General features: G+C 66.8%; 29 protein-coding genes. 9 read left to right on the top strand and 20 right to left on the bottom strand.

What is annotated here, in order from left to right; translation table 11 throughout:
- The first annotated feature begins 89 nt into the window (after window positions 1-89).
- From KB201_RS03675 to KB201_RS03665, 3 genes are read left to right on the top strand one after another with little or no spacing between them, the layout of a single operon-like run.
- Window positions 90-1,166: an alpha/beta fold hydrolase gene (locus tag KB201_RS03675; protein WP_065631833.1), complete on the top strand. Its 1,077-nt coding sequence runs from the start codon at window positions 90-92 to the stop codon at window positions 1,164-1,166.
- Window positions 1,167-1,200: 34 nt separating this feature from the next.
- The gene (locus tag KB201_RS03670) at window positions 1,201-1,725 is read left to right on the top strand and encodes a hypothetical protein (RefSeq protein ID WP_065631832.1); all 525 of its coding nucleotides are present in this window, start codon (window positions 1,201-1,203) and stop codon (window positions 1,723-1,725) included.
- 59 nt (window positions 1,726-1,784) lie between these two features.
- Window positions 1,785-2,450: a TM2 domain-containing protein gene (locus KB201_RS03665; RefSeq protein ID WP_211538377.1), complete on the top strand. Its 666-nt coding sequence runs from the start codon at window positions 1,785-1,787 to the stop codon at window positions 2,448-2,450.
- An 88-nt stretch (window positions 2,451-2,538) separates the two neighbouring features.
- On the opposite strand, the gene truA is transcribed toward KB201_RS03665, so the two are convergent.
- The 8 genes from truA to infA all read right to left on the bottom strand — a co-directional run bounded on the left by truA (window position 2,539) and on the right by infA (window position 7,349).
- Window positions 2,539-3,477, bottom strand: a complete 939-nt coding sequence (truA, locus tag KB201_RS03660; protein ID WP_078113314.1) for a tRNA pseudouridine(38-40) synthase TruA — start codon at window positions 3,475-3,477, stop codon at window positions 2,539-2,541.
- Window positions 3,434-4,054 (bottom strand): 50S ribosomal protein L17, encoded by a 621-nt coding sequence (rplQ, locus tag KB201_RS03655; protein WP_211538376.1) that lies wholly within the window; start codon window positions 4,052-4,054, stop codon window positions 3,434-3,436. The genes truA and rplQ overlap by 44 nt, the downstream gene beginning before the upstream one ends.
- A gap of 81 nt (window positions 4,055-4,135) precedes the next feature.
- Window positions 4,136-5,188, bottom strand: coding sequence for a DNA-directed RNA polymerase subunit alpha (locus tag KB201_RS03650; protein ID WP_058251963.1), 1,053 nt, complete (start codon window positions 5,186-5,188; stop codon window positions 4,136-4,138).
- Between the two features lie 92 nt (window positions 5,189-5,280).
- Window positions 5,281-5,886 (bottom strand): 30S ribosomal protein S4, encoded by a 606-nt coding sequence (gene rpsD / locus KB201_RS03645; protein WP_058251964.1) that lies wholly within the window; start codon window positions 5,884-5,886, stop codon window positions 5,281-5,283.
- Window positions 5,887-5,910: 24 nt separating this feature from the next.
- Window positions 5,911-6,318: a 30S ribosomal protein S11 gene (rpsK, locus tag KB201_RS03640; RefSeq protein ID WP_004023536.1), complete on the bottom strand. Its 408-nt coding sequence runs from the start codon at window positions 6,316-6,318 to the stop codon at window positions 5,911-5,913.
- A complete protein-coding gene (gene rpsM, locus KB201_RS03635) occupies window positions 6,318-6,686 on the bottom strand; it encodes a 30S ribosomal protein S13 (RefSeq protein ID WP_004023537.1) in 369 nt (122 codons plus the stop codon). Before rpsM ends, rpsK begins: the two co-directional genes overlap by 1 nt.
- Before the next feature lie 210 nt (window positions 6,687-6,896).
- Window positions 6,897-7,010, bottom strand: a complete 114-nt coding sequence (gene rpmJ, locus KB201_RS03630; protein WP_005207978.1) for a 50S ribosomal protein L36 — start codon at window positions 7,008-7,010, stop codon at window positions 6,897-6,899.
- A gap of 117 nt (window positions 7,011-7,127) precedes the next feature.
- A complete protein-coding gene (infA, locus tag KB201_RS03625; protein ID WP_004023539.1) occupies window positions 7,128-7,349 on the bottom strand; it encodes a translation initiation factor IF-1 in 222 nt (73 codons plus the stop codon).
- A 184-nt stretch (window positions 7,350-7,533) separates the two neighbouring features.
- Between infA and KB201_RS03620 the strand changes: the two genes are divergently transcribed.
- The 5 genes from KB201_RS03620 to fdhD all read left to right on the top strand — a co-directional run bounded on the left by KB201_RS03620 (window position 7,534) and on the right by fdhD (window position 10,744).
- The gene (locus KB201_RS03620; protein ID WP_249145033.1) at window positions 7,534-7,941 is read left to right on the top strand and encodes an iron chaperone; all 408 of its coding nucleotides are present in this window, start codon (window positions 7,534-7,536) and stop codon (window positions 7,939-7,941) included.
- A gap of 27 nt (window positions 7,942-7,968) precedes the next feature.
- Complete coding sequence (locus tag KB201_RS03615; protein ID WP_058251965.1) at window positions 7,969-8,361, top strand: phage holin family protein; 393 nt, start codon at window positions 7,969-7,971, stop codon at window positions 8,359-8,361.
- Complete coding sequence (locus tag KB201_RS03610; RefSeq protein WP_211538375.1) at window positions 8,358-9,107, top strand: SIMPL domain-containing protein; 750 nt, start codon at window positions 8,358-8,360, stop codon at window positions 9,105-9,107. The genes KB201_RS03615 and KB201_RS03610 overlap by 4 nt, the downstream gene beginning before the upstream one ends.
- Window positions 9,108-9,387: 280 nt before the next feature.
- Window positions 9,388-9,837 (top strand): D-aminoacyl-tRNA deacylase, encoded by a 450-nt coding sequence (gene dtd / locus KB201_RS03605; RefSeq protein ID WP_211538374.1) that lies wholly within the window; start codon window positions 9,388-9,390, stop codon window positions 9,835-9,837.
- A 40-nt stretch (window positions 9,838-9,877) separates the two neighbouring features.
- Window positions 9,878-10,744: a formate dehydrogenase accessory sulfurtransferase FdhD gene (gene fdhD, locus KB201_RS03600; protein ID WP_211538373.1), complete on the top strand. Its 867-nt coding sequence runs from the start codon at window positions 9,878-9,880 to the stop codon at window positions 10,742-10,744.
- Here fdhD and KB201_RS03595 read toward each other — a convergent pair.
- The 7 genes from KB201_RS03595 to KB201_RS24735 all read right to left on the bottom strand — a co-directional run bounded on the left by KB201_RS03595 (window position 10,716) and on the right by KB201_RS24735 (window position 18,261).
- A complete protein-coding gene (locus KB201_RS03595; RefSeq protein WP_211538372.1) occupies window positions 10,716-11,846 on the bottom strand; it encodes an ABC transporter ATP-binding protein in 1,131 nt (376 codons plus the stop codon). The two genes, fdhD and KB201_RS03595, sit on opposite strands and share 29 nt — an antisense overlap.
- Before the next feature lie 49 nt (window positions 11,847-11,895).
- Window positions 11,896-13,209, bottom strand: a complete 1,314-nt coding sequence (locus KB201_RS03590; protein ID WP_211538371.1) for an ABC transporter substrate-binding protein — start codon at window positions 13,207-13,209, stop codon at window positions 11,896-11,898.
- A 90-nt stretch (window positions 13,210-13,299) separates the two neighbouring features.
- Window positions 13,300-14,136 (bottom strand): carbohydrate ABC transporter permease, encoded by an 837-nt coding sequence (locus tag KB201_RS03585; RefSeq protein ID WP_211538370.1) that lies wholly within the window; start codon window positions 14,134-14,136, stop codon window positions 13,300-13,302.
- 116 nt (window positions 14,137-14,252) lie between these two features.
- Window positions 14,253-15,167, bottom strand: coding sequence for a carbohydrate ABC transporter permease (locus KB201_RS03580; RefSeq protein ID WP_211538369.1), 915 nt, complete (start codon window positions 15,165-15,167; stop codon window positions 14,253-14,255).
- An 88-nt stretch (window positions 15,168-15,255) separates the two neighbouring features.
- Entirely contained in the window at window positions 15,256-17,343 is a 2,088-nt protein-coding gene (locus KB201_RS03575) for a bifunctional lysylphosphatidylglycerol flippase/synthetase MprF (RefSeq protein WP_211538443.1), read from the bottom strand.
- A gap of 36 nt (window positions 17,344-17,379) precedes the next feature.
- On the bottom strand, window positions 17,380-17,868 hold the full coding sequence (locus KB201_RS24740; RefSeq protein WP_249145031.1) for a hypothetical protein: 489 nt from the start codon (window positions 17,866-17,868) through the stop codon (window positions 17,380-17,382).
- A 225-nt stretch (window positions 17,869-18,093) separates the two neighbouring features.
- Window positions 18,094-18,261: a hypothetical protein gene (locus KB201_RS24735; protein WP_249145030.1), complete on the bottom strand. Its 168-nt coding sequence runs from the start codon at window positions 18,259-18,261 to the stop codon at window positions 18,094-18,096.
- A 381-nt stretch (window positions 18,262-18,642) separates the two neighbouring features.
- Between KB201_RS24735 and KB201_RS03565 the strand changes: the two genes are divergently transcribed.
- Window positions 18,643-20,253: an HNH endonuclease signature motif containing protein gene (locus KB201_RS03565; RefSeq protein WP_211538368.1), complete on the top strand. Its 1,611-nt coding sequence runs from the start codon at window positions 18,643-18,645 to the stop codon at window positions 20,251-20,253.
- 92 nt (window positions 20,254-20,345) lie between these two features.
- Here the strand turns inward: KB201_RS03565 and map are convergent, their stop codons facing one another.
- The 5 genes from map to rpmD form a co-directional block, all read right to left on the bottom strand.
- Window positions 20,346-21,143 carry a type I methionyl aminopeptidase gene (gene map, locus KB201_RS03560; RefSeq protein ID WP_211538367.1) on the bottom strand — a complete coding sequence of 266 codons (798 nt, stop codon included), beginning with the start codon at window positions 21,141-21,143 and terminating at the stop codon, window positions 20,346-20,348.
- Window positions 21,144-21,197: 54 nt separating this feature from the next.
- Entirely contained in the window at window positions 21,198-21,752 is a 555-nt protein-coding gene (locus KB201_RS03555) for an adenylate kinase (RefSeq protein WP_004023564.1), read from the bottom strand.
- Window positions 21,749-23,077, bottom strand: a complete 1,329-nt coding sequence (gene secY, locus KB201_RS03550; protein WP_058251974.1) for a preprotein translocase subunit SecY — start codon at window positions 23,075-23,077, stop codon at window positions 21,749-21,751. Before secY ends, KB201_RS03555 begins: the two co-directional genes overlap by 4 nt.
- A gap of 206 nt (window positions 23,078-23,283) precedes the next feature.
- The gene (gene rplO / locus KB201_RS03545; RefSeq protein ID WP_004023566.1) at window positions 23,284-23,724 is read right to left on the bottom strand and encodes a 50S ribosomal protein L15; all 441 of its coding nucleotides are present in this window, start codon (window positions 23,722-23,724) and stop codon (window positions 23,284-23,286) included.
- A complete protein-coding gene (gene rpmD / locus KB201_RS03540) occupies window positions 23,721-23,906 on the bottom strand; it encodes a 50S ribosomal protein L30 (RefSeq protein WP_058251976.1) in 186 nt (61 codons plus the stop codon). The genes rplO and rpmD overlap by 4 nt, the downstream gene beginning before the upstream one ends.
- Between the last annotated feature and the right edge of the window lie 2 nt (window positions 23,907-23,908).

Genomic DNA, 23,908 nt, shown 5'->3' with positions numbered 1-23,908 from the left:
ACGCCTAGCGGGACAACGCCCGTTGCCATCCACCGCTCCGTCGCGAGGACGCGACCGACACCGCCCGAGCGACACCGAGGGGAGAGACAGTGCCCACCAAGCACCGGGATCCGTCCCCGACCACGACGTCCGGTCCGACGCTGCGTCCGGTCTCCGACACCGACGTCCGCATCGAGTACCACACCATCCACGGCTACCGGCGCGCCTACCGGATCGCCGGCAGCGGTCCGGCGCTGCTGCTCATCCACGGCATCGGTGACAACTCGTCGACGTGGGACGAGGTCATCCCGATCCTCGCGCAGCACTACACCGTCATCGCACCCGACCTGCTCGGCCACGGGGAATCGGACAAGCCACGCGCCGACTACTCGGTGCCGGCCTTCGCCAACGGCATGCGCGACCTCCTCGTCGTCCTGGGGATCAGCAAGGTGACGGTCGTCGGCCACTCCCTGGGCGGCGGCGTCGCGATGCAGTTCTGCTATCAGTTCCCGCGCTTCGTCGAGCGCCTGGTGCTGGTCGCGGCCGGCGGGGTCACCCGCGACGTCAACCCCGCCCTGCGGTTGTTCTCGCTGCCCGTCGTCCCGCAGGTGCTGTCGGTACTCCGCGTCCCCGGCGTGATCCCTGGTCTCACGACGCTCGCGAAAGCGATCGTCGCCGCGCCGGTGCCGCCCCTGTTCCCGTCCTCGGCCACGCCCGAACATCTACTGGCCGACCACGAGGACCTCATGCGGGTCCTCGGTGGGCTCGCCGACCCCACCGCGTCGGCCGCCTTCCTCCGCACCCTGCGCGCCGTCGTCGACTGGCGCGGCCAGTCCGTCACGATGCTCGACCGCTGCTACCTCACCGAACGCCTGCCGGTCCTGCTCGTGTGGGGCGACCGGGACATCGTGATCCCCCATCACCACGGCGAACTGGCGCACTCGGCGATCCCACACTCGGAGTTCGAGACCTTCTCCGGCTCAGGACATTTCCCGTTCCACGACGACCCCGAACGGTTCTGCCGGATCGTCATCGACTTCATCGCGCGCCACGCGCCGGTGGAATTCGATCCGCTCAACTGGCGGCATCTGATGTCCGAGGGCGCCCATCCGGAGCAGTTCGTCGGCGACGACGAGACCGTCGACGAGGTGCTCGAGGCCTTCGGAGACGAGCGCAACGCCACCTGACCCGAAACACACACGCGTATGCCACCATTGCGGGATGACGTACCCGGGGAATGGCAATGACGGCACCCGTCCGTTGCCCCATCAGCCGAACGCCTACGACTCCAGTCCCGGCTTCGTGCCCGCTCCCGCCCAATTCCCGGGCCCCGGCATGGGTTACGCGCCGCCCGGGCCGTTCTTCGACGCGGGTGCCGCAGCATTACCCGAGCCGCCGCTCGTGGTCATCGGTGACATCACGTGCACCCAGCACTACGTGATCACGCCGTCGGGCACGTTCCCGCTCGCGGGTTCGCAGTGGGAGGTCACCGACATGTCCGTGTCCTCCGAACAGATGTCGCAGACGGGCCTGGTGCTGGCGCTCGTCGGGTTCTTTCTGATCTGCTTTCTGAGTCTGCTGTTCTTGCTGATGAAAGAACGGCGCACAACGGGCTTCATCCAGGTACGGGTCCGGGGCGCGGGCGGCGCGATGCACGTCACCAACATCCCCGCCACGTCGCCCTGGACGATGAGCGATGTGTCCGGTCGCGTGTACTACGCACGCGAACTGGCTACCGTCGCCTGAGCCGCCCGCACGTTCGAGATGAGCACGCCGCTCCATCCAGTCACGAGGAGGACCACCCGATGACCACACCAGACAACCCGGGCGACAAGCCCCACGACCCGTTCGTCAAGCAGCCACCGGCCGACGCCTCGCCGTCGTACGGCACCGACCCCGGCCAGCAGCCGGGGGGTTCGGAGTTCGGCACCGCGGGAACCTCGCAGCCCGGCGTCGGCAATCCCCAGTACGGCGACCAGCAGTACGGGAGCCAGCAGTACGGCGACCAGCAATACGGGAACCAGCAGTACGGGGCACCCCAGCAGTACGGCGACCAGCAGTTCGGGGGCCAGCAGGTCGGGGCACCGCAGCAGTACGGCGCACCCCAGCAGTACGGGGCTCCGCAGGGCGGGTATCCCGCGGCGCCCGGTTACGGCTACGGCGGCGCACCCGACCCCACTGCTCCCTACGGCCGTGACCCGGCCACCGGCGAGCCGCTGTCCGACAAGTCGAAGCTGGTTGCCGGCCTGCTGCAGATCTTCCTGGGCAGCCTGGGCGTCGGCCGCTTCTACATCGGCGACAACACCACCGGCGCGATCCAACTCGGCCTGACGATCCTCGGCTACATCACCGCGATCTTCTTGATCGGGTTCGTCATCATCTTCGGTGTCGCCATCTGGGCGCTCGTCGACGGCATCATGATGCTGACCGGCAGTGTTCGGGACAAGAACGGCCTCAAGCTGGGCAACTGACCGCTGCGCTCGAGGAGGCCCGGGGATCTGTCCCCGGGGCCTCCTTGTGTCACAACAACTCCGGGGTCGCCGTCGAGACGGCGGGTGGTCACCCACCACAGCAACCGGTCGACCCGCGCACGTCGCGGGTCACCGTGTTGCGTGCGGCGAGTTCGTCGTCGGCGGGATAGTCGACGCCGACCAGGCACAGACCCCGGGCCTCCGCGACTGGTACCTGGCTACTGCGTTCCCGCTCCTCGAGAAGCCCACGGCACCAGTCGATGTCGCGCCTGCCGTCGCCCACACTCGCGACCGCGCCGACCAGCGACCGCACCATCGACCAGCAGAACGCGTCCGCGCTCACCTCGCCGACGAGGACTCCTTCGGCGTCCCGAGTCCAAGAGAACCGCTGCAATTCCCGGATCGTGGTCGCACCCTCCCGCCGACGGCAGAACGCCGCGAAGTCGTTCAGGCCGAGCAACTCCGACGATGCCGCGTTCAACGCGTCGACGTCGAGCGGCCGACGCCATGTCGCGGTCGTCCGCGCGACCACCGGTTCGGCACCCCACCGTGCATCGGTCAACCGATAGCGGTAATGCCGGCGCAGCGCCGAGAACCGAGCGTCGAACTCCTCCGGGACGACGCGCACGGCCGTCACCCGGACGTCATCGGGACACATCTTCGCGAGACGCCCGACGAGCGTCGCGGGATCGCCGGCGATCGATCGGGTCTCCAGTACCGACCGCGGAACCTCGGCGTGCGCGACCTGCCCAGTGGCGTGCACACCGGCGTCGGTGCGCCCCGCCACGGTCAGACGCACCGGCACCCGCAGGACCGTCGACAACCTCGTCTCGAGTTCCTCGCACACGCTGCGCTGGCCGACCTGCCGTGCCCATCCGGCGAAGTCGGTGCCGTCGTACGAGATGTCGAAGCGGAGACGACAGAACCCGCCGGCACCGGAATCGGCGCCGACGGGTTCGGTCTGCGGTTCTCGACTCAGTCGACTACTTCTTCTCACCGTCGACGTCGGCTCCGGCTGCCTCGGCATCGGGAGCGGTCGCGGCGGTGGACTCGTCATCGACGGCCTCGGCGACAGCCTCGGCGTTGGCGACCTCGGCATCGGTGGCGTCGGCCTCGACTGCCTCCACCACGTTCGCGTCATCCGAATCGGTATCAGCGACAACCTCTTCGGTGGCGTCGAGCTTGTCCTCGGCGGCCTTCTTGGAGGCGGCGACGCGGGTCGCGCGGCTGGCCTCGCTCGACGCGGTGGACTCGCGCACCAGCTCGATCACGGCCATGGGGGCGTTGTCGCCCTTGCGCGGCAGCGTCTTGATGATGCGGGTGTAGCCACCGGGACGATCGGCGAAGAACGGGCCGATCTCGTCGAACAGCGTGTGCACGACGTCCTTGTCACGGATGTCCTTCAGCACCTCACGCCGGTTGGCCAGCTTGCCGGCCTTGGCGTGGGTGATGATCTTCTCCGCGTACGGACGCAGGCGCTTGGCCTTGGCTTCCGTGGTGGTGATGCGGCCGTGCTCGAAGAGCGAGGTGGCGAGATTCGCCAGCATCGCCTTCTGGTGGCTGGCCGACCCGCCGAGGCGGGCACCCTTGGTGGGCTTGGGCATTGTCTTCTCCTAGGAGGACCCCGCATCACTCGATGCGGAAGTCAGGGTTGGGCAGTGACAGCTACCGCCGCGTCGTAGCGACTACAGCTGCTCGGTCTCCGCGAAATCCTCACCGGAATCGGCGTCGAAGGACGCGTCTTCCGACCACGTGCCGGTGGCCGGGTCGTAACCCGCGACCTGCGACGGATCGAAGCTGGCCGGGCTGTCCTTGAGGGACAGACCGAGCGCGTGCAGCTTGACCTTGACCTCGTCGATCGACTTCTGACCGAAGTTGCGGATGTCGAGCAGATCCGACTCGGTCCGCGCAACCAGCTCGCCGACGGTGTGCACACCCTCGCGCTTGAGGCAGTTGTAGGAACGAACGGTCAGCTCGAGATCCTCGATCGGCAGGCTGAACGACGCGATGTGGTCGGCCTCGGCCGGCGACGGCCCGATCTCGATGCCCTCGGCCTCGACGTTGAGCTCCCGGGCGAGCCCGAACAGCTCCACCAGGGTCTTGCCCGCCGATGCCAGCGCGTCACGCGCACTGATCGAGTTCTTGGTCTCCACATCGAGCACCAGTCGATCGAAGTCGGTGCGCTGTTCGACACGCGTGGCCTCGACCTTGTAGGTCACCTTGAGCACCGGCGAGTAGATCGAGTCGACCGGGATGCGGCCGATCTCGGCACCCGACGCCTTGTTCTGCACGGCCGGGACGTAGCCGCGGCCCCGCTCGACGACGAGCTCGATCTCGAGCTTGCCCTTGTCGTTCAGGGTGGCGATGTGCAGATCGGGGTTGTGCACGGTGACACCGGCCGGGGGCACGATGTCGGCACCGGTGACGGTGCCCGGACCCTGCTTGCGCACGTACATGGTGACCGGCTCGTCCTCGTCCGAGCTGACCACGAGGCCCTTGAGGTTCAGGATGATGTCGGTGACATCCTCCTTGACCCCGGCCACGGTGGTGAACTCGTGGAGGACACCGTCGATGCGGATGCTGGTGATGGCTGCACCCGGGATCGAGCTGAGCAGCGTACGACGCAGCGAGTTGCCGAGGGTGTAGCCGAAGCCCGGCTCGAGCGGCTCGATGACGAACTTCGAGCGGTTCTCGGCGAGGACTTCCTCGGTGAGGGTGGGTCGCTGTGAGATGAGCATTCTGTGGATCTCTCCTTTGGCCGCCCGCTATATGACGGCCTCGAGGGGTGTACCGAACAGCTGTTGCTGTCGGGCGGGTGTTGCTCGAAGGACTACTTGGAGTAGAACTCGACGATGAGCTGCTCGGTCAGCGGGACATCGATCTGGGCACGCTCGGGCACGCTGTGCACGAGAACACGCAGGGTCGACGGCACGACCTGGAGCCAACCCGGAACCGGACGATCGCCGACGAGCTCCTTGGCGATCTGGAACGGGACGGTCTGCAGCGACTTCGGGCGGACATCGATGATGTCGTACTGGCTGACGCGGTAGCTGGGCACGTCGACCTTCACACCGTTGACGGTGAAGTGGCCGTGGCTGACCAGCTGGCGGGCCTGGCGACGGGTACGCGCGATGCCGGAGCGGTAGATCACGTTGTCGAGACGGGTCTCGAGGATCTTCAGCAGTTCGTCACCGGTCTTGCCGGTGCGACGGTTCGCCTCTTCGTAGTAGCGACGGAACTGCTTCTCCAGGACGCCATAGGTGAAGCGCGCCTTCTGCTTCTCCTGCAGCTGGAGCAGGTACTCGCTCTCCTTGATCCGCGAACGGCCGTGCTGGCCGGGCGGGTAGGGGCGACGCTCGAAGGCAGCGTCTCCACCGATCAGGTCGACGCGAAGACGACGAGACTTCTTGGTTGCGGGGCCGGTATAACGAGCCATGTTTCTCTGTTCCTCCCTTTCCCGCTAGACCCGACGCCGCTTGGGCGGACGGCAACCGTTGTGCGGCTGCGGGGTGACATCGGAAATGGTGCCGACCTCGAGGCCGGCTGCCTGCAGGGAGCGGATGGCGGTCTCGCGACCCGAACCCGGTCCCTTGACGAACACGTCGACCTTCTTGACGCCGTGCTCCTGGGCCTTGCGCGCAGCGTTCTCGGCCGCGAGCTGAGCCGCGAACGGGGTGCTCTTGCGCGAGCCCTTGAAACCGACGTGGCCCGACGATGCCCAGCTGATGATGTTGCCGCTGGGATCGCTGATCGACACGATGGTGTTGTTGAACGTCGACTTGATGTGTGCGTGGCCGTGCGGGACGTTCTTCTTATCGCGACGGCGGGTGCCCTTCTTGGGGCCTGCGCTACGTGACTTCGGAGGCATTACTTCTTCTTCCCGGCGATGGTCTTCTTCGGGCCCTTGCGAGTGCGGGCATTGGTCTTGGTGCGCTGTCCACGAACTGGCAGGCCACGACGGTGGCGCAGACCCTGGTAGCAGCCGATCTCGATCTTGCGACGGATGTCGGCCTGCACCTCGCGACGGAGGTCACCCTCGACCTTCACCGAGGCTTCGATGTACTCACGCAGCTTCGAGACGTCTGCGTCGGTGAGATCCTTCGCTCGGAGGTCAGGGCTCAGGCCCGTTCCCTCGAGGATCTCCTTGGAGGTGGTGCGCCCAACTCCGTAGATGTAGGTCAGTGCGATCTCCAGCCGCTTCTCGCGGGGGAGATCCACACCAGCAACACGTGCCATGTGGCGGATTTCCTTTTCGATTTTCAGAGGTCTGCTCCCAGTCCGTCCCGCGAGCTGGTGCCGAACCGTGTGTCCGGCCTCGTGGGCTCCGGCCTCTGATCCGGAGGTAGGCGGTGACGCGTCTGTCACCGCTGGTGTTGGGAGGTCCTTGTGTATTGAGTTGTTGATCTTCAGTTGTTCTGACTCAAGCGACCCGGAGGGTGCGCGTGATCAGCCCTGACGCTGCTTGTGACGCAGGTTCTCGCAGATCACCATGACCCGACCGTTACGACGGATCACCTTGCACTTCTCGCAGATCGGCTTGACGCTCGGCTGAACCTTCACGTCAATCTCTCCTGCTCGGCTCGCCCGCGCGCACGCCGAAACGGCCGTACACGTGGGTGTCGGTCTCCTCCCGAACGGATGTCCGGGAAGTCTGTCCCCGGCGACGCCGGGAAAGTCCTACTTGTAGCGGTACACGATTCGCCCACGAGCCAGGTCGTAGGGCGAGAGTTCCACGACGACCCGGTCCTCGGGCAGGATGCGGATGTAGTGCTGCCGCATCTTGCCGCTGATGTGGGCGAGAACCTTGTGTCCGTTCTCCAGCTCAATACGAAACATCGCATTGGGCAGGGGTTCGATCACTCGACCCTCGACCTCGATGGCCCCGTCTTTCTTCGCCATGTCCTCCGCGATCCTGGCCGTGACCACGACATACGGGCGACGTCGCGGCCCATTGGCCGGGTTGAATCAGTGTTTGTCCGTTAGGGTGTGGGCACCGGTCCGCGAGGACCTGCACCCGGTGTGCGCCGACCGGACCCACGTGCTGACACGCCGAGGCCCGGCGCGCGATGCGCACCGACGGTCCATGCTACGCGAACAGGCAGGCCAGGCCAAATGCGTGCGCGGCGTCGCAAGGAGGTCCAAGCGGATGGGGACGGTCGACGACTATCTCGACGGGCTCGACCCGGACGACCGCGCGGTCATCTCCCGGTTCTATGACGTCTCCCGCGACACGGTCCCCGGCACCGCGCAGGGCAAGGGCTACGGGATGCCGGCCCTGACGTATCGCGGTAGCCCGCTCCTGTCGGTGATGCGCACCAAGAAGCACATCGGGCTGTACCCGTTCAGCCCCGACGCGGTCGACGCCGGGCGGCCGTTCCTCGCGGGATTCGACGTCCAGAAGGGCACCGTACGTTTCCAGCCCGACGCCCCTCCGTCAGACGACGCGATCCGCGCCATGATGACGTTCCGTCGCGATCAGATCGATGGTTGAGGCGAGGGGTGCTGGCACACTGTCGCCATGCTTGCCTTCCTCGTCCGCACCGTGCTGACCGCGGTGGCCCTGTGGGTCGCGACGCTGATCGTGCCGGGCATCGACTTCGTGGGCGGTTCGACGACCGCCGAGAAGGTCGGTATCGCCCTGGTGGTCGCCGTGATCTTCGGCGTCCTGAACGCGATCATCAAGCCGATCGTGCAGATCATCGCGATCCCCTTCTACATCCTCACGCTCGGTCTGATCCACATCGTCATCAACGCATTGATGCTGGAGCTCACCGCGTGGATCACCCGCAACACCACGCACTGGGGGCTCGAGGTCGACGACTTCTTCTGGTCGGCGATCTTCGGCGCCATCGTCGTGTCGGTGGTCGGGTGGCTCCTGGCCCTGCTGATGCGCGACCCGGTCGACCGATGACGAGAACACGCGGCGCCGACACACTGCGCCCCGCACTCCGGACGACATCGGTCCTCGCGGCGCTCGCCGCCGTGGTCCTGGTGGTGGCCGGGTGCGGCAGCGACACCGGCGGGCAGCCACGGTCGGTGACCGTCGTCGGGTCGGGCCAGGTCAGCGGCACCCCGGACACCCTGCGCGCCGACATCGGCGTGGAGGCGACCGCGTCCGATGTGACGACCGCGCTGAACGAGACGAGCGCCAAGGTCACCGCGGTCACCGACGCGGTCGTCGCGGCCGGAGTGGAGCGCAAGGACGTCGCCACGCAGCAGGTGTCGGTGAACCCGCAGTATTCGAGTCCCGCACCCGGCGGTTCGAGCCAGATCAGTGGATACACCGCGACCAACACCATCCGCGTGACCATCCGCGACATCTCGACGGCGTCGACCGTGCTGAGCGCCGCCGCGACCGCCGGTGGGGACAACACGCGCATCAACAACGTCGCCTTCGCCATCGACGACGACTCGGAACTCCTCGAGAAGGCGCGCGAAGCCGCGTTCACCGACGCCCGGGGCCGCGCGCAGCAGTACGCCGGTCTCGCCGGCGACTCGCTCGGCGACGTGCTGACCATCAAGGAGAGCACCAGCGGCCAGGAACAGCCGGTCTCGCCCGGTACCTTCGAACGCGACGTGGCGGCCGCGCCCGTACCGGTCGAGCCCGGCCAGCAGGAACTCACCTTCACCGTCACGGTCACGTTCGCGCTGGACTGAACACCCCGTCCGTGCACCGCACCCGGACCTCCACACCCTGACGATGACCTCCACACCTGATCCGAAAGAACGCCCTGCCCCCTGCTCCCTGAGGAGCGCCCGGAGCTTGCGGAGGGCGCGTCACGAAGGGTCTCCGCAACCGACTCACCAGGACCCTTCGTGACGGCCTCCGCAAGCTCCGGCCTCCTCAGGGAGCAGTGATTGGGCTCGCGCCGAGCACAACGGGTTCTTTCGTAGTCCACGACGGCCGTCAGGCCGCAGATACCGAGAAGGAGGATCGATGCGCGCCGTTCTCCAGCGCGTCAGCCGAGCGAGTGTGAGCGTCGACGGTGAGGTCGTCGGCGAGCTCGACATCCCGCCCGGCGGCGCGGGTCTCGTCGCGCTCGTCGGTGTCACGCACGACGACACCACCGACCACGCGGTCCGGCTCGCCGACAAGATCTGGCGCCTGCGGATCTTCGACGGCGGGGACGGTCCCGAACGCGCTGCCGCCGACCTCGACGCCCCGATCCTGGTGATCAGCCAGTTCACGCTCTATGCCAACACCGCGAAGGGTCGGCGCCCGTCGTGGAATGCCGCCGCGCCCGGGCCCGTCGCCGAACCGCTGGTCGACGCGGTGGTCGACGCCCTCCGGGCCGCCGGCGCCACGGTGGCCACCGGCCGTTTCGGGTCGCACATGGAAGTCGGTCTCGTCAACGACGGCCCGGTCACCCTGGTGCTCGACGTCTGAGACCGCAGCCACGAACAGTCGCAGGACTACCGTGGTGCCGGTGGGACGAATCACCGCACGCCGCCGCGTCACCCGTGTCCGACGCGGCGCTGAGCCGACACAGCGCGCGGACACCTTGGCCGTCGAAGAGCCGCTCGAGATCCGGGTCGGCGGGCGCACACTCGCGGTCACCATGCGCACTCCCGGCCACGACTTCGAACTGGTCGCCGGCTACCTGGTCTCCGAAGGTGTGGTGACCACCGGCGCGGATTACTCGACGGCCCGTTACTGCGCAGGCACCGACGCACAGGGCGCCAACACCTACAACGTCATCGACGCGACGCTCGCCCCGCATGTGCCGCCACCCGGTTCCGAGCTGGTCCGCACCAACCCCGTCACGAGTGCATGCGGCATCTGCGGCAAGGACAGCATCGCCGCGGTCCACACCGCGTCGGTCCATGATCCCGCCGCCGACACCATGACCGTGGCCGCCGGGACGGTCCTGGACCTCCCCGACCGGTTGCGCGCCGAACAGAGCGTCTTCGACAAGACCGGTGGCCTGCACGCCGCCGCGCTGTTCGACGCGGATGGTCGCATGCTCGCCGTCCGGGAGGACGTCGGTCGGCACAACGCCGTGGACAAGGTGATCGGGTGGGCGGTTCTCGCCGACCGACTACCCCTGTCGGGCACCGTCCTCCAGGTCTCCGGCCGCGCGAGCTTCGAACTCGTCCAGAAAGCCGCGATGGCGGGAATCCCGATGCTGTGCGCGGTCTCCGCGCCGTCGTCACTGGCGGCCGACGCCGCCGACGATCTCGGCATCACGCTCGTCGGCTTCTCTCGCGGCGAGTCGATGGTGATCTACAGCCGTCCCGATCGGATCTCCCTGCCCGAAGCCGCGATCACCGAAGAGGTTTCGGTCCCGCGCTGAGGTCGTGACGACGCGGGTCGTCGAGGGCGACCCCGCTGATCGGATCGAACCAGTACGTCTCGTCGACCTCCGGGGTCAGCCCGATCACGTCACCGACCTCGATCGTCCGGCGATGATCGACACGGATGACGATGCGACTCCCGCGCAACCGGACGTCCGCGCTGCAGTAGACGAACTGTTCGGCCCCCAGCTCCTCGACGAGATCGACCGTTGCGGTGAGGTTCCCGGCCTGCGGTGCAGCCGACACCTGCCACGACTCGGCACGCAGACCGACGACGACGTCGCCCGCGGACGCCGACGACAGCACCGACGGCGGAACCCGGACCTCGGCGCCACCGAGGCGTACGATGCCCGCGTCCACCCGGGCGTCGATCAGACACATCTGCGGTGAGCCCATGAACGACGCCACGAACAGGTTCGCGGGCCGCGAGTAGATCTCGCGCGGACTCCCGACCTGTTGCAGCACACCGTGATCGAGCACGGCGACCCGGTGCCCCATGGTCATCGCCTCGACCTGGTCGTGGGTCACGTAGAGCGTCGTGATGCCGAGTTCCCGCTGCATGGCCGCGATCTGGGCACGCGTGCTCACCCGCAACTTGGCGTCGAGATTCGACAACGGCTCGTCCATGCAGAACACCTTGGGACGTCGCACGATGGCACGACCCATCGCGACCCGCTGTCGCTGCCCACCGGACAGCTTCGCCGGTTTGCGGTCGAGAAGCGGTGTGAGTTCCAGCATCTCGGCGACCTCACCGACCCGGGACGCGGTGTCCGCCTTGCTCATCCCGGCGTTGCGCAGCGCGAATCCCATGTTTTTGGCGACCGTCATGTTCGGGTAGAGCGCGTAGTTCTGGAAGACCATCGCCACGTCCCTGGCCTTCGGCGCCCTTCCGACGACGTCGACGTCGTCGATCAGGATCGCCCCCGACTCGACGGACTCCAGACCCGCGACCATCCGCAGACTCGTCGACTTCCCGCATCCCGACGGTCCGACGAGGACCATGAACTCGCCGTCGTCGACGGCCAGGTCGAGCGAGTCGACGGCGGGTTTCTGGCCGTCGGCGAAGCGCCGGGTCGCGCCGTCGAAGGTCACCGATGCCACGACCGGCCCCCTCGTCGCCGGCCCACGACCGGCCCCGCCACGTCGCCCGTCATGACGGGAGCTTCGGCGCGATCTGCGCCTCGTAGATCTGCGCGATCTGGCGCTGGGTGTCGGCGAGGGTCGCGGCGACATCGGCGTTCTGCAGGCCGATGCGCTCGTAACCGGTGCCGATGATCTTGTCGCCGCCGGGAACGAAGACCCGCGCGTTGTTCTGCGGTTGTGTCCGCGGAAGCTGCTCGATGGCGGTGGCGAAGTTCGGGTTCTTCTCCAAGAACGCGACCATCGACGGGTCGTCCTGCGCGGACTTGCGCACCGGCATGTAGCCGACATTCTGCGAGAAGTAGGCGGTGTTCTCGGTGTTGGTGATGAACTCGATGAACTTCAGCGCGTTGACCTTGCGCTCGTCGGACAGTTTGGCCGGGACCGCGAGACCGGCACCGCCCGTCGGGCAACCCGAGACCCCCTGCGGCGCGGGCAGGAAAGCAGTACCGAAGTCGAAGGCGGCGTTCTCCTTGATGCCCGACAGATCGCCGGTCGAGGCGATGGTCGAGGCGATGATGCCGGCGCTGAAGTCGCCGGCGATGTCGTTGGAGATCTTCGCGTACCGTTTCGTGTTGATCGAGTCGCTCAGATATTGCGCGGCCGCAACGGTCTTCGGATCGGTGAACTTCAGCTCCCAGTCGTTCGAGTAGGCGCCGCCGAATGTCCAGGTCGGCCCCTGGAAGGTCCATCCGAGGTAGTCGGTCGCGTTGCCCCAGCCGTGCGCGCGCTTGTCGCCGCCGACCACGGTCTGGATCCGCGGGCCCCAGTCGTCGAACTCGTCCCAGGTCTGCGGGCCGCGGTCGGGCAGGCCGGCCCGGCGCCACACGTCTTTGTTGTAGTAGAACAGCGGAGTCGACCGCGCGTACGGCAACGCCCACGTCTGGTTGTTCCACTTGTAGTCGCCGACCAGCGAATCGACGTAGTCGGCGGTATTCACGTTCGCACGGCCGAAGAGGTCGTCGAGGGGGCTGATCGCGCCGATGAGCGCGAAGTTGAACCACCAGACGTCGGACAGGATCATGATGTCGGGCACGGCGCCGCCGGACAGCGCGGCGTTGAACTTCTGCGCCGCCTCCTCGTAGTTCTTGCCGGCGTCGACGAGCTGCACGGTGATGCCCGGGTTGGCCGCCTGGAATCGAGAGATGAGTTCTCGTTCGACCTCGATGGATTTGCCGGGGTGATTCGACCAGAAGCTCAGCTTCGAGGCGTCGCCCGACGACGAACCGCCGTCACCCGAGGTTCCGGCGCATGCGGCCACCAGAGCACCGGCCGCGGCCGTCGCGGACGCGGCGAGGAACCCGCGCCGGGACATGTTCATCATCTGTCGTCTCCTTCGATCGTCTGTGTGTCAGTCGTTCTCGCGCGGGGGTGTTCTCGCGCCAGGTGTTCTGGCTGGTGGGGTGCCGGCCGGTCAGCCCTTGACCGCCCCGGAGGTGAGGCCTTTGATCATGTGCCGTTGCAGGGCCAGGAAGAGGACGAGCATCGGCAGCATCGCGAGCACGGTCGCCGCCATGACCGGGCCCCAGTTGGTGAGACCGTCGCTGTTCTGCAGGAGGGTCAATCCCACGGGCAGCGTGGCAACCGAGGCGTCGTCGGCCATCAGGAACGGCCACAGGTACTCGTTCCACTCGTTGACGAGGGTGATTGTCGCGAAGGCGACCATCGTCGGGATCGACAGCGGCAGCACCACTCTGGTGAGCAGGCGGAAGTGACCGGCCCCGTCCATCCGCGCCGCCTCGATGATCTCGGGCGGGATGGACAGGAAGTGGTTGCGCATCAGGAAGGTCCCGAATGCGACACCGGCGAGCGGCAGGATGATGCCGATGAAGGTGTTCCGCAGTCCCAGTTGGGCCACCAGGGCGTAGTTGGTGATGACGGTGATCTGGTTGGGCACCATGAGCGCGGCGATGATGACGACGAACACGATGTTCTTGCCAGGGAAGCGCAGGAACACCAGCCCGTACGCGCTCAGCACGCCCAGCAGGAATTTCGCCACGCCGAGGATCGAGGTCACGATGACCGAGTTGCGCAGGTAGTCCCAGAACGGTACCGACGTCGTGGCCTCGACGTAGTTCTCGGGACGCCACGTCGACGGCCACCACACGGCCGGTTGCACGTAGATCTCGGTGCGATCCTTGAACGACGCCAACAGGATCCACACCAGGGGCAGCGCAATGATCACCAGCACGACCGTCATCGCCGCGTACCCGCACGCATCCGCCAGTCGTCGGCGGGTGGCCGGCGTCATCGCCTCACCGCCGGGGCGCCGTCGCTTCTGCCCGGGACCCGCCGGCGGACGTCCGGACTCCTCTGTGTGGCCCGGCTCGGCAACCCGTCTGGACGCCGGACTCGTGGTGACGGGCCTCATCGCGCTCCCCTGTCCATGATGCGCACCTGGATCACCGTGATGGCCAGCAGGACGACGAACATGACGGTCGCGACGGTGGCGCCGTAGCCGGCACGGAAGTTGACGAAACTCTCTTCGTAGACCTGGTAGACCATCGTGGTGGTGCCATTGCCCAACGGGCCGCCCCGGGTCATCACGTTGATGATGTCGAACACCTGTAACGAGTTGAGCAGCACGGTGATCGACAGGAAGAAGGTCGTGGGCCGCAGTTGCGTCAACAGCACCTTGCGAAAGTAGGTCCACCAGCCGGCTCCGTCGATCGCGGCCGCTTCGTCCAGGTCGGTCCGTTTACCCTGCAGCGCAGCCAGATAGATGACGAAGGCGTAGCCGAGGTTCTTCCAGATGTAGGTCACCGTGATCATGAACAGTGCCCACGACGGCTGCTGGTAGAAGTCAGGTGCAGAGCCCAGTCCGAGGCGCACCATCACGTCGTTGACGAGGCCGAAACTGGGGTCGAAGACGAACTGAAAAGCGATGCCGACCGCCGCCCCGGACAGCACGAACGGAGCAAAAGCTGCCGATCGCACCAGATTTCGGCCGCGCAGTTTACGGTCGAGCAACAGTGCGAGCGCCAGGCCGATGACCATGCTGCCGACGACAGCGGCGACCGTGAAGATGACGGTGTTGGCGACGATCACCCGGGTATCGGCACGGGTGAACCATTCGAGGTAGTTGTCGATCCCGACGAACGTCGCTCCCGCCTCGGCGATGTTCCAGTCGTAGAACGACATCCGGATGTTCTCGACGAGCGGTCGATACGTGAACACGCCGAGGAGGACGAGGTTCGGCACGACGAGCAGGAGGAACAGCCCATAGCTTCGCCAGGGACGCCGCCCCGTTGCGGGCAGCACATGTTCGTCGACCGATGACACTGGCGAAGTCTCGCCGTAGGAGACGACCGGATGGTGAACTCAGGCGGCGATTCCCGTGAACGATGCCTTCACAGCCGGGGCGGGCGGGTCAGTCCCCTCGTGACGCCGCCAGCCGGACCAGCTGACCAGTCGTGGCATCCGGCAGGTACGCCCTGGAGATGGCCACACCGATACGCGGCAGGTCGGATTCGTCGCGGAACGCCAGGTAGACGGGCTCGTAGCGGGGATTGAACTTCTTCTTGAAGGTGTGCAGCGAGCGGAATCCGTAATAGGGCTCGAGCGCGGCGCCCAGCGTGTCGAGCAGTTTGTCGAGCGGCTCGGCGTCGAAGTCGCCCGTTCGCGCCAGCGGCGCTCCGGACAGCGAGATTAACTGCGCACCCTCGTCTTTGAAGGCGACTGCCGACGAGGCGATGAGATACTCGACGACCGGCCCGAACCCGTCCGTACGGCGTCGCATGATGTCGAGCGTCCATCCCGCGACGTCGCCACCCGGCGCGTACACCGGTAGCCACGAGAGCACGCCGTGCACGTTGCCCGTCGGATCCACCGCGAGTGCCACCCGGACCGCGGGGTCCATCGCCTCCTCGACACTGCCCAGGGTGAACCCCATCTCGGGAAGGCCCTTGTCCCCCACCCACTCTTCCGAGATCGCGCGCACCTGGGTCTTGACGGCGAACGACTCGTCGGCCAGCGAGACCATTCGCATCGAGATGTGCTGCTTGGTGGCCTTGTTCATCGCCGATCGCACGTGCTGCCAGGGCTTGCCCTTGAACTCCAGACCCGGCAGGTCGACGATCGTGTCCTCGGCGATCTGCACACTGAGCCATCCGCGTCCGGTGACGATCTCCGAGGTCGCCGAGCCGATCGAGAACCAGCACGGAGTCGCGCCGGCGCTCTCCGCGAGGTCGACGAAGGCGTCGACGGCGTCGGCCAACCGCTCGGGTGCGCACACCGGGTCGGCCAGGGCCACCATGGTCCCGACGTGCTTTCGGTAGGTCACGACGGACTGGTCGTCGAGATCGCCCGCAGCGCCGGTGAACTGGTAGCTGTTGCCCGGCCAGGTCGTCATCCACGACATCGTGCCGCCGCCGTGCACCCGAAGCAGTTCCTTGACGCGGCCGACCGGATCGTCGTCCGAACCGGACGCACCGACCTGACGCACGCGCCACGGCACCGCGAACGCGAACCGGCCGGGGATCAGGATGGCCAGGACCAGCACCCAGAGCAACGTGGTTCCGAGCGTCACGGCGCCCTCCGACGACACGTCGGTGAAGACCACCAGGATCACCGCCAGGAGGGTCGCGATGACGTTGAGCGCACCGAGGACGACGGCTACCCACCACGCCCACCGCTTACCCCGCCGGAGTTGATCGGCGATGAGCACGTTGACGGCGAGGCCGATGAGCATCGTGAACACCGAGTCGTCCCCGGCGTCGGTCGGCCCGAGCGGCCCGCTGCCCGGGAACAGGAACACCAGGAGGTTCGCGCCCGCGATGACCAGCAGGGCAGCGCAACCCAGCATGCGGACCTCACGCCGGGTACGCGGCACCCAACCGTGTTCGTTGGTGGCGAAGAACTTCTCCCCCACGATCAGCATGATGATCGCGGCGAGGACGTACTCGACCGAGGCGAGGGTCCCCTCGAACAGGAACGCGACCGAGACGATGGCGCCCAACAGGACCCGGACACGTAGCCGCCAGGGCGAACGCACGGTCGCCGAGGCCACCGCGACCGCCGAGACCACCAACGCCCCCACCCCGGTGGCGCGCGACTCCGCGAGTTGCTCCGCCCACCGCCACGACGTGACCTCGGAGGAAAGCAACCACAGCAGCAATACCGTCAGCAGGGATGCGATCAGGTGGCCGCCCACACCGACCAGAACGGCCCTCACGGTGCCCAATTGCCACTCGGCCCAACCCATTCCGACGACGACTGCCACCAGCGCCAGCAGGTACAGCCAGGGCCCGGGTTCGACGAACGCGGAGCTGACCGGCGTCCACCACTTGCCCTCCCGAAGGGCGGGAAGCCCGAAGGCCACCTCGTGATACCACGACTTGTCGTTCGCCCTACCCCACAGCGATCCGGTCGTCGCGCCGACGATCAGCAGGGCCGCCGCGAGGGCGACGGTGAACGGAAGCCGCCGCACGACGGTGAGCCAGGAGACGTCGGAATGCATGGTCAACGGTACGACGACACGACCCGCCGCACACGGTCATCTGGTTGATCGGTCACCCGCCAGCGTTGGAACCCACCATTCGTCGTCACGACGCCACAAGACGGGCACATCGTCGATGCGGATGGAACCGGGGTCGAGCCACCACGTCACGTCCGGGCCCCATCCGGCCAGCACCGTGGCCCCGTCCCGCTCCGGGAGTGGGATCTCGATCCCCGCACTCGTCAGATAACCGTTGACGCTCACGTGGACGGCATCGAGGTCGGCGGCGACGGCTTGCCAGTCGGGCACGAACCAGCGGCGATGCCGTCCGGTGGTGTTGTACCAGTCCCATCTCCTCGACGCGGTCACCTCGAGTGGGTAGCGGTCGACCAGCCGAGCCCAGTCCGCGGGTGCCGCGACTTCGTATACCCGCGCGGGTTCGCCGACGGACACCGTCCAGACTCGGGCCTCCTCTCCGATCGAGGTGTCTTCCTCGGCGACGAGCTGCAACGCGCCGAGGCCCGGGCGGGCACGCGTCGTCTGCACCGTCCCCGCGGCTTACGGCGTCGACCACCACTCGTCACTGAACGCGCGGTGAGGATTGCGCTCGAACTCCCGACGCGAGCGCGCCTCGCCGGCTTCGACGTGGGCCCGCCACTCATCCCACCGCACGCACTCGCTCCGGCACGGCAGGGCGGACTCCGGAAGCGCCTCGTTTCCGAACGGGTAGGCGATCACGCGCTGGAGCGCGAGATCGACCGGGTCGTCCCATCATTCACAGACCGGATGGCGGAGCAGCACCCCCGCTATCAGCTCGAGCACCGCAACGACTTCTGTTGCGGCATAGCGGATGTCCTCCTCGTCGGGAGGCTGCCAGTGCCGCGCGAAGTCCACCGCGTACCCGAGTGCACCCAGGAGCTCCGATTCATCCGCCGCCACGAGGCCTTCGACGTCGACGCTCCGAATCGCGGCCCGAACATCTGGAGATGTCCGAGGTCGCCGATACTGATCGACCCGTTCCCCGTGGCGTAACGGAATGACATGTTCGCGCAGAGGGATCGTCCGCGTCGCGTAGCGAGGATCTCTAGGGTGCGGGCCATCTCGCCGCCGGTATCGGTGCCGGATGCCGCACGCCATCGGATTGGTGCTCGCGGCTTACCAGACCGCTGAGATGATGCACTCCGCGCTGTGGCGCGAACCGCCTTACCATCTCCCACCGACAACCGTTCGCCACCCAAGAGATGACGAAACTCGTTGCACACCAACCGAATAGCCGGTAGAGTGGAAATCACATCCGATTCACCACGGGGGGGTGAGGTCGTGTTCGATTCCCAACGAGACGTCGGCACCGACGCGCCGACCCCTCGTGCGGTCGAATTGGTTGCCGATCTGCATCGCACCCTGGACAAGTTGCAGACCGTGGATCTGTCGCCGTGTACCGATGCCGAACTCGCCGAGGTGGCCGCGGAAACCGAACGCGCCATCGCGCGTCTGACCGTGGCCGGTGACCGGCAGATCGATCAGGCCGAGGCCCGCGACCTGCCCCGAAAAGCCGGGTGCCGAACACTCATGCAGTACATGACACACCGGCTACGAGTCTCGAACCCGATGCGGCGCCGTAAGCACATGGACGCCACCGCCACCCGCACCAGCCTCGGCGGCGAGGTCCTACCACCCGAACACCCCTGCCTCGCCGAAGCTTTCGCACAAGGCGCGGTCGGCGCCGCGCACGTGCAGGCCGTCCTCGACGTCCTCGACCGCATCCCGGGCACCATCGACCACGACATCAAGGTCGCCGCCGAGCGACAGATGGCCGAGATCGCCACCGACCACACACCCGCCGAGATCACCCAGCTCGGTGCGCGGCTGCTTGCCCACCTCGACCCCGACGGCACCCTGACCGACGACACCGACCAGAAACGACGCCGCGGCCTGTGGATCGGCCGACAACGCGCCGACGGCACCGCCAAAATCTCCGGCACCCTGACCCCCGCACTCGCCGCCCGGCTCACCATGATGTTCGCCGTGTGGGGCAAACCCGGACTCAACAACCCCGACGACCCCGCCTCACCGTCCGGACCGGCCGGCACCGCCGACCCCGACGCCCTGGCCTCGGCAGCCGACCGCGACGGTCGCACCCTCGCCCAAACGAATCACGACGCGCTCGACGCCGCCCTGGCCGCAGGCTTCGCCGACGGAACACTCGGCACCTCGCATCGCGGCCTGCCCGTGCAGCTGATCATCAAAGCCGACCTCGGGGACCTGATCCGAGAAGCCGGACTCGCCACCACCGCCACCGGCACTCTGCTTCCCATCCGGGACCTGATCGCGATGGCCGGTGACGTCCAGCCGTGGTTGGCGATCTTCAAAGACGCCACCGCTGTGCCGCTGCACTTCGGGCGGGGTAAACGTCTGGCCACCCGCGAACAACGACTCGTCTCCTTCGCCCGCCCCGACGGGGAAGTGTGCTCGGCACCCGGCTGCGATCAGCCCGCCACCCACATCGAGCTTCATCACGCCCACAAAGATTGGGCCAAGGGCGGACTCACCGACATCGACGACCTCGCACCCGCCTGCCCGCGCCACAACCGGATGGTCGGCGACGCACCCGGCCAGTACACCACCCGGATCGTCCGGTCCGGACCCGACGAAGGCCGCTGCCTCTGGCGACTCAACGCCGAACCCGGCGCCCCACCCAACCCCGAACACATCAACCGCCGACCCGACATACCCAAGCGGTTGCAGGCACACCTCGAACAAGTGCGGCGAGAGATCCACGGACGCACCACGTCCGGCGATCAGACACGCCCCCAGCAACAACCCGTATGGCCGATCGTCGACTACTGGCCAGCGGCCCTCCCGCCACTGCGCCCGGGCCAGACCTATACGCCGGTCGAGGCGTGTCTCGCCGAACTTCTGGTACGAAACTGACCGCGCAACAACAGGACAGCACCCAAGAACTTCAAGCCCTACAGTGCGGGATTCGTATCGGTTCCCGTTACGAATCCCGCACTGGCGTGGAGTCAGACCGGGCGCGGGGTGAGGATACGGGGTCCGTCGGCGGTCACCGCGACGGTGTGTTCCCAATGGGCGGAACGCGAACCGTCGTCGGTGACGACTGTCCAGTCGTCGTCGAGGACGGTGGTGTCCGTGGTGCCCAGCGTCAGCATCGGCTCGATGGCCAGGGTGGAGCCGATCACGAGCGTCGGCCCCTTGCCGGGTTCACCCTCGTTCGCCAGGAACGGTTCCATGTGCATCTCGCGGCCGATGCCGTGGCCGCCGTAACCGTCGACGATGCCGAAGGGCCGGCCGAACTTCTTCTCCGCGGCGCGCGTGCCGAGTTCGATGGCGTGGGAGATGTCGGTGAGGCGCGCGCCGTCGACCATGGCCGCGATGCCCGCCTCCATCGACAACCGCGTCGCCTCGGAGAGTTCCTCGTCGGCGGTGGACAGTTCCCCGACCCCGAAGGTCCAGGCCGAGTCCCCGTGCCAGCCGTCGAGGATGGCGCCACAATCGATCGACACCAGATCGCCCTCGGCGAGAACGACGTCCGCGGACGGGATGCCGTGGACGACGACGTCGTTCACCGAGCTGCAGATGGATCCGGGAAAGCCGTGGTAGCCCTTGAACGAGGGCACCGCCCCGGCCCCCCGGATCACGGATTCGGCGACCTCGTCGAGATCGAGGGTGCTGACCCCCGGTTTCGCCGCATCGCGCACCGCGACGAGCGCGGCCCCGACGACCGCTCCCGCCGCGGCCATGGCATCGAGCTCGCCCGCAGTGCGGAAGGGGACGACGCGCTTGCGCTTACGAAAACCCATGCCCTACAGCGATTCCTCGGTTGTCGGAGACTGTGCGATCAGAACCCAGCGGGGTCAGGAGACGCCGGCGCCGAGCGCGCTCAGGACGCGCTGATGGACGCCCTGGATGTCACCGACCGCGTCGATCGTCTTGACCTGGTCGCCGTAGTACGCGAGCAGCGGCGCGGTCTCCCGGGTGTAGACGTCCATCCGGTTGCGGATGACCTCTTCGGTGTCGTCGGCGCGGCCACGGGCCAGCATGCGCTCCACGACGACGTCGGTGTCGACGACGAACGAGAGCACGGCGTCGAGCGAGGCGTCGAGATTCGCCAGGATGTCGTTCAGCGCGTCGGCCTGCTCGGTCGAGCGCGGGAAACCGTCGAGGATGAAACCCTTCGACGCATCCGGCTCGCCGACGCGGGCGCGGACCATGTCCACCGTGATCTCGGACGGGACGAGGTTGCCGGCGTCGAGGTACTTCTTGGCCTCCACACCCACGGCGGTGCCCTGGGAGATGTTGGCGCGGAAGAGGTCGCCGGTCGAGATGTGGGGGATCCCGAGTGCTTCGCTCAAAAGCTCCGCCTGGGTGCCTTTACCTGCTCCGGGCGGGCCGAGAATAACAAGTCTCACTTCAGGAATCCTTCGTACTTGCGTTGCATCAACTGACTGTTGATCTGCTTCATCGTGTCCAGACCCACGCCGACCATGATCAGTACGGCCGTACCACCGAACGGCAGGTTCTGGACGTTGCCGCTGTTACCGATCTCGAGGAACAGGTTCGGGAGTACCGCGATGATACCGAGGTAGATCGAGCCCGGCAGAGTGATACGACTGAGCACATACCCGAGGTACTCGGCCGTGGGCGCTCCCGGACGGATGCCCGGGATGAATCCACCGTACTTCTTCATCTCGTCGGCGCGCTCCTCCGGATTGAACGTCACCGCCACGTAGAAGTACGTGAAGAAGATGATCATCAGGAAGTAGACGGCGATGTAGACGCCGTTGCTCGGATCGGTCAGGTACCTGGTGACGTATTCCTGCCAGGTCGACTGCGTCCCATCGGGATTGCGCGTGAGTTCGACGATCAGCTGCGGCAGATACAGCAGCGACGAGGCGAAGATCACCGGGATGACGCCGGCCTGGTTGACCTTCAGCGGCAGGTAGGTCGACGACCCGCCGTACATCTTGCGGCCCACCATGCGCTTGGCGTACTGCACCGGGATGCGGCGCTGGCCCTGTTCGATGAACACGACGCCGGCGACGATGATCAGCGCGGCGACACAGACGAGGGCGAAGACGAGTCCGCCGCGGCTGTTGAGGATGGTGCGACCTTCGGCGGGGATACGCGCGGCGATACCGGCGAAGATCAGCAGCGACATGCCGTTGCCGATGCCGCGCTCGGTGATGAGCTCACCGAACCACATGACGACACAGGCGCCGGCGGTCATGACGAGCACGATGATCGACAGACCGAAGATGCTCTGGTCGTTGAGGACTTCACCGCTCTGCGCACAGGACTGCGGAAGGAGCTGGCCACGGTCGGCGAGGGCAACGATGCCCGTCGACTGCAGGAGTGCGAGTGCCACGGCCAGGTAGCGGGTGTACTGCGTCATCTTGGCCTGGCCGGCCTGGCCCTCCTTGCGGAGTTGCTCGAAGCGCGGGATGACCACGGTCAGCAGCTGCACGATGATGGCCGCCGTGATGTACGGCATGATGCCGATCGCGAACACCGACAGCTGCAGCAGCGCGCCGCCGGAGAACAGGTTGATCAGGGAGTAGACCGAGCTCGACTCACCGGACGAGACCTCGTCGAGACACGCCTGCACGGCCTGGTAGTCGACACCCGGCGACGGGACGGTCGCTCCCAGCCGATACAGGATGATGATGCCGAGAACGAAGAGGATCTTCTTCCTCAGATCCGGCGTCCGAATGGCCGCGAAGAGGGGGGAAAGCACTAACTCCTCCTAGTAACGACCACGCGAGGTCTACGTTCCGGGTCGGTGCGACCCGACCCCCGTGTGCTCGGCAATCGACGATGATCTTTCGGGATGCGGCAGTCTTGGGCGTGTCCGGCAGGACAACCTCTGAGACTCTAACAGTCACACCGAAACGCCCCGGTCGGGCGGCAGCGATGCTGCCGCCCGACCGCGGTGTGTGTCCGTCAGAGTTCGGTGACGCTGCCACCGGCAGCGGCGATCTTCTCCTTGGCGGAGGCGGTGAACTTGTCGGCGGTGATGTCGACCTTGACCGACAGGTCACCGTCGCCGAGAACCTTCACCAGCTTGTTCTTGCGAACGGCGCCGGCCGCGACGAGCTCGTCGACGCCGATGGTGCCGCCCTGCGGGAACAGGCGGGCGATGTCGCCGACGTTGACGACCTGGTACTCGATCCGGTTGCGGTTGGTGAAGCCCTTGAGCTTCGGCAGCCGCATGTGGATCGGCATCTGGCCACCCTCGAAGCCGGCGGGCACGTTCTTGCGTGCCTTGGTGCCCTTGGTGCCGCGACCGGCGGTCTTACCCTTGGACCCCTCACCGCGACCCACGCGGGTCTTGTCGGTCTTCGACCCCGGAGCGGGGCGAAGGTGATGGAGTTTGATGGTCATGCTTGAACCTCTTCGACTGTCACGAGGTGACGAACCGCGTTGATGAGGCCGCGGTTGATCGGCGTGTCCTCGCGGGTGACGGTCTGGCGGATGCCCTTGAGTCCGAGGGTCCGCAGGCTGTCACGCTGGTTGCTCTTGGTACCGATGGTGCCCTTGACCTGAGTGATCTTCAGCTGAGCCATGA

Origin of the sequence: Gordonia sp. SCSIO 19800 (genome assembly GCF_018132775.1) — a bacterium.
GTDB lineage: Bacteria > Actinomycetota > Actinomycetes > Mycobacteriales > Mycobacteriaceae > Gordonia > Gordonia hongkongensis.
Note: the sequence above shows the minus strand (reverse complement) of the source record. Positions and strands in the feature narration are given on the sequence as shown.

Coding starts and splice junctions, on each gene's coding strand:
- KB201_RS03620 (WP_249145033.1), top strand. CDS start 7,534: ATGCTACGCGAACAGGCAGGCCAGGCCAAATGCGTGCGCGGCGTCGCA.
- KB201_RS03585 (WP_211538370.1), bottom strand. CDS start 14,136: ATGACGCCGGCCACCCGCCGACGACTGGCGGATGCGTGCGGGTACGCG.
- infA (WP_004023539.1), bottom strand. CDS start 7,349: ATGGCGAAGAAAGACGGGGCCATCGAGGTCGAGGGTCGAGTGATCGAA.
- KB201_RS03615 (WP_058251965.1), top strand. CDS start 7,969: ATGCTTGCCTTCCTCGTCCGCACCGTGCTGACCGCGGTGGCCCTGTGG.
- rpsM (WP_004023537.1), bottom strand. CDS start 6,686: ATGGCACGTGTTGCTGGTGTGGATCTCCCCCGCGAGAAGCGGCTGGAG.
- rpmD (WP_058251976.1), bottom strand. CDS start 23,906: ATGGCTCAGCTGAAGATCACTCAGGTCAAGGGCACCATCGGTACCAAG.
- truA (WP_078113314.1), bottom strand. CDS start 3,477: ATGCCGAGGCAGCCGGAGCCGACGTCGACGGTGAGAAGAAGTAGTCGA.
- KB201_RS03650 (WP_058251963.1), bottom strand. CDS start 5,188: ATGCTCATCTCACAGCGACCCACCCTCACCGAGGAAGTCCTCGCCGAG.
- map (WP_211538367.1), bottom strand. CDS start 21,143: ATGGGTTTTCGTAAGCGCAAGCGCGTCGTCCCCTTCCGCACTGCGGGC.
- rpsK (WP_004023536.1), bottom strand. CDS start 6,318: ATGCCTCCGAAGTCACGTAGCGCAGGCCCCAAGAAGGGCACCCGCCGT.
- rplO (WP_004023566.1), bottom strand. CDS start 23,724: ATGACCATCAAACTCCATCACCTTCGCCCCGCTCCGGGGTCGAAGACC.
- rplQ (WP_211538376.1), bottom strand. CDS start 4,054: ATGCCCAAGCCCACCAAGGGTGCCCGCCTCGGCGGGTCGGCCAGCCAC.
- KB201_RS03575 (WP_211538443.1), bottom strand. CDS start 17,343: ATGCATTCCGACGTCTCCTGGCTCACCGTCGTGCGGCGGCTTCCGTTC.
- KB201_RS03610 (WP_211538375.1), top strand. CDS start 8,358: ATGACGAGAACACGCGGCGCCGACACACTGCGCCCCGCACTCCGGACG.
- rpsD (WP_058251964.1), bottom strand. CDS start 5,886: ATGGCTCGTTATACCGGCCCCGCAACCAAGAAGTCTCGTCGTCTTCGC.
- KB201_RS03590 (WP_211538371.1), bottom strand. CDS start 13,209: ATGATGAACATGTCCCGGCGCGGGTTCCTCGCCGCGTCCGCGACGGCC.
- KB201_RS03665 (WP_211538377.1), top strand. CDS start 1,785: ATGACCACACCAGACAACCCGGGCGACAAGCCCCACGACCCGTTCGTC.
- dtd (WP_211538374.1), top strand. CDS start 9,388: ATGCGCGCCGTTCTCCAGCGCGTCAGCCGAGCGAGTGTGAGCGTCGAC.
- KB201_RS03670 (WP_065631832.1), top strand. CDS start 1,201: ATGACGTACCCGGGGAATGGCAATGACGGCACCCGTCCGTTGCCCCAT.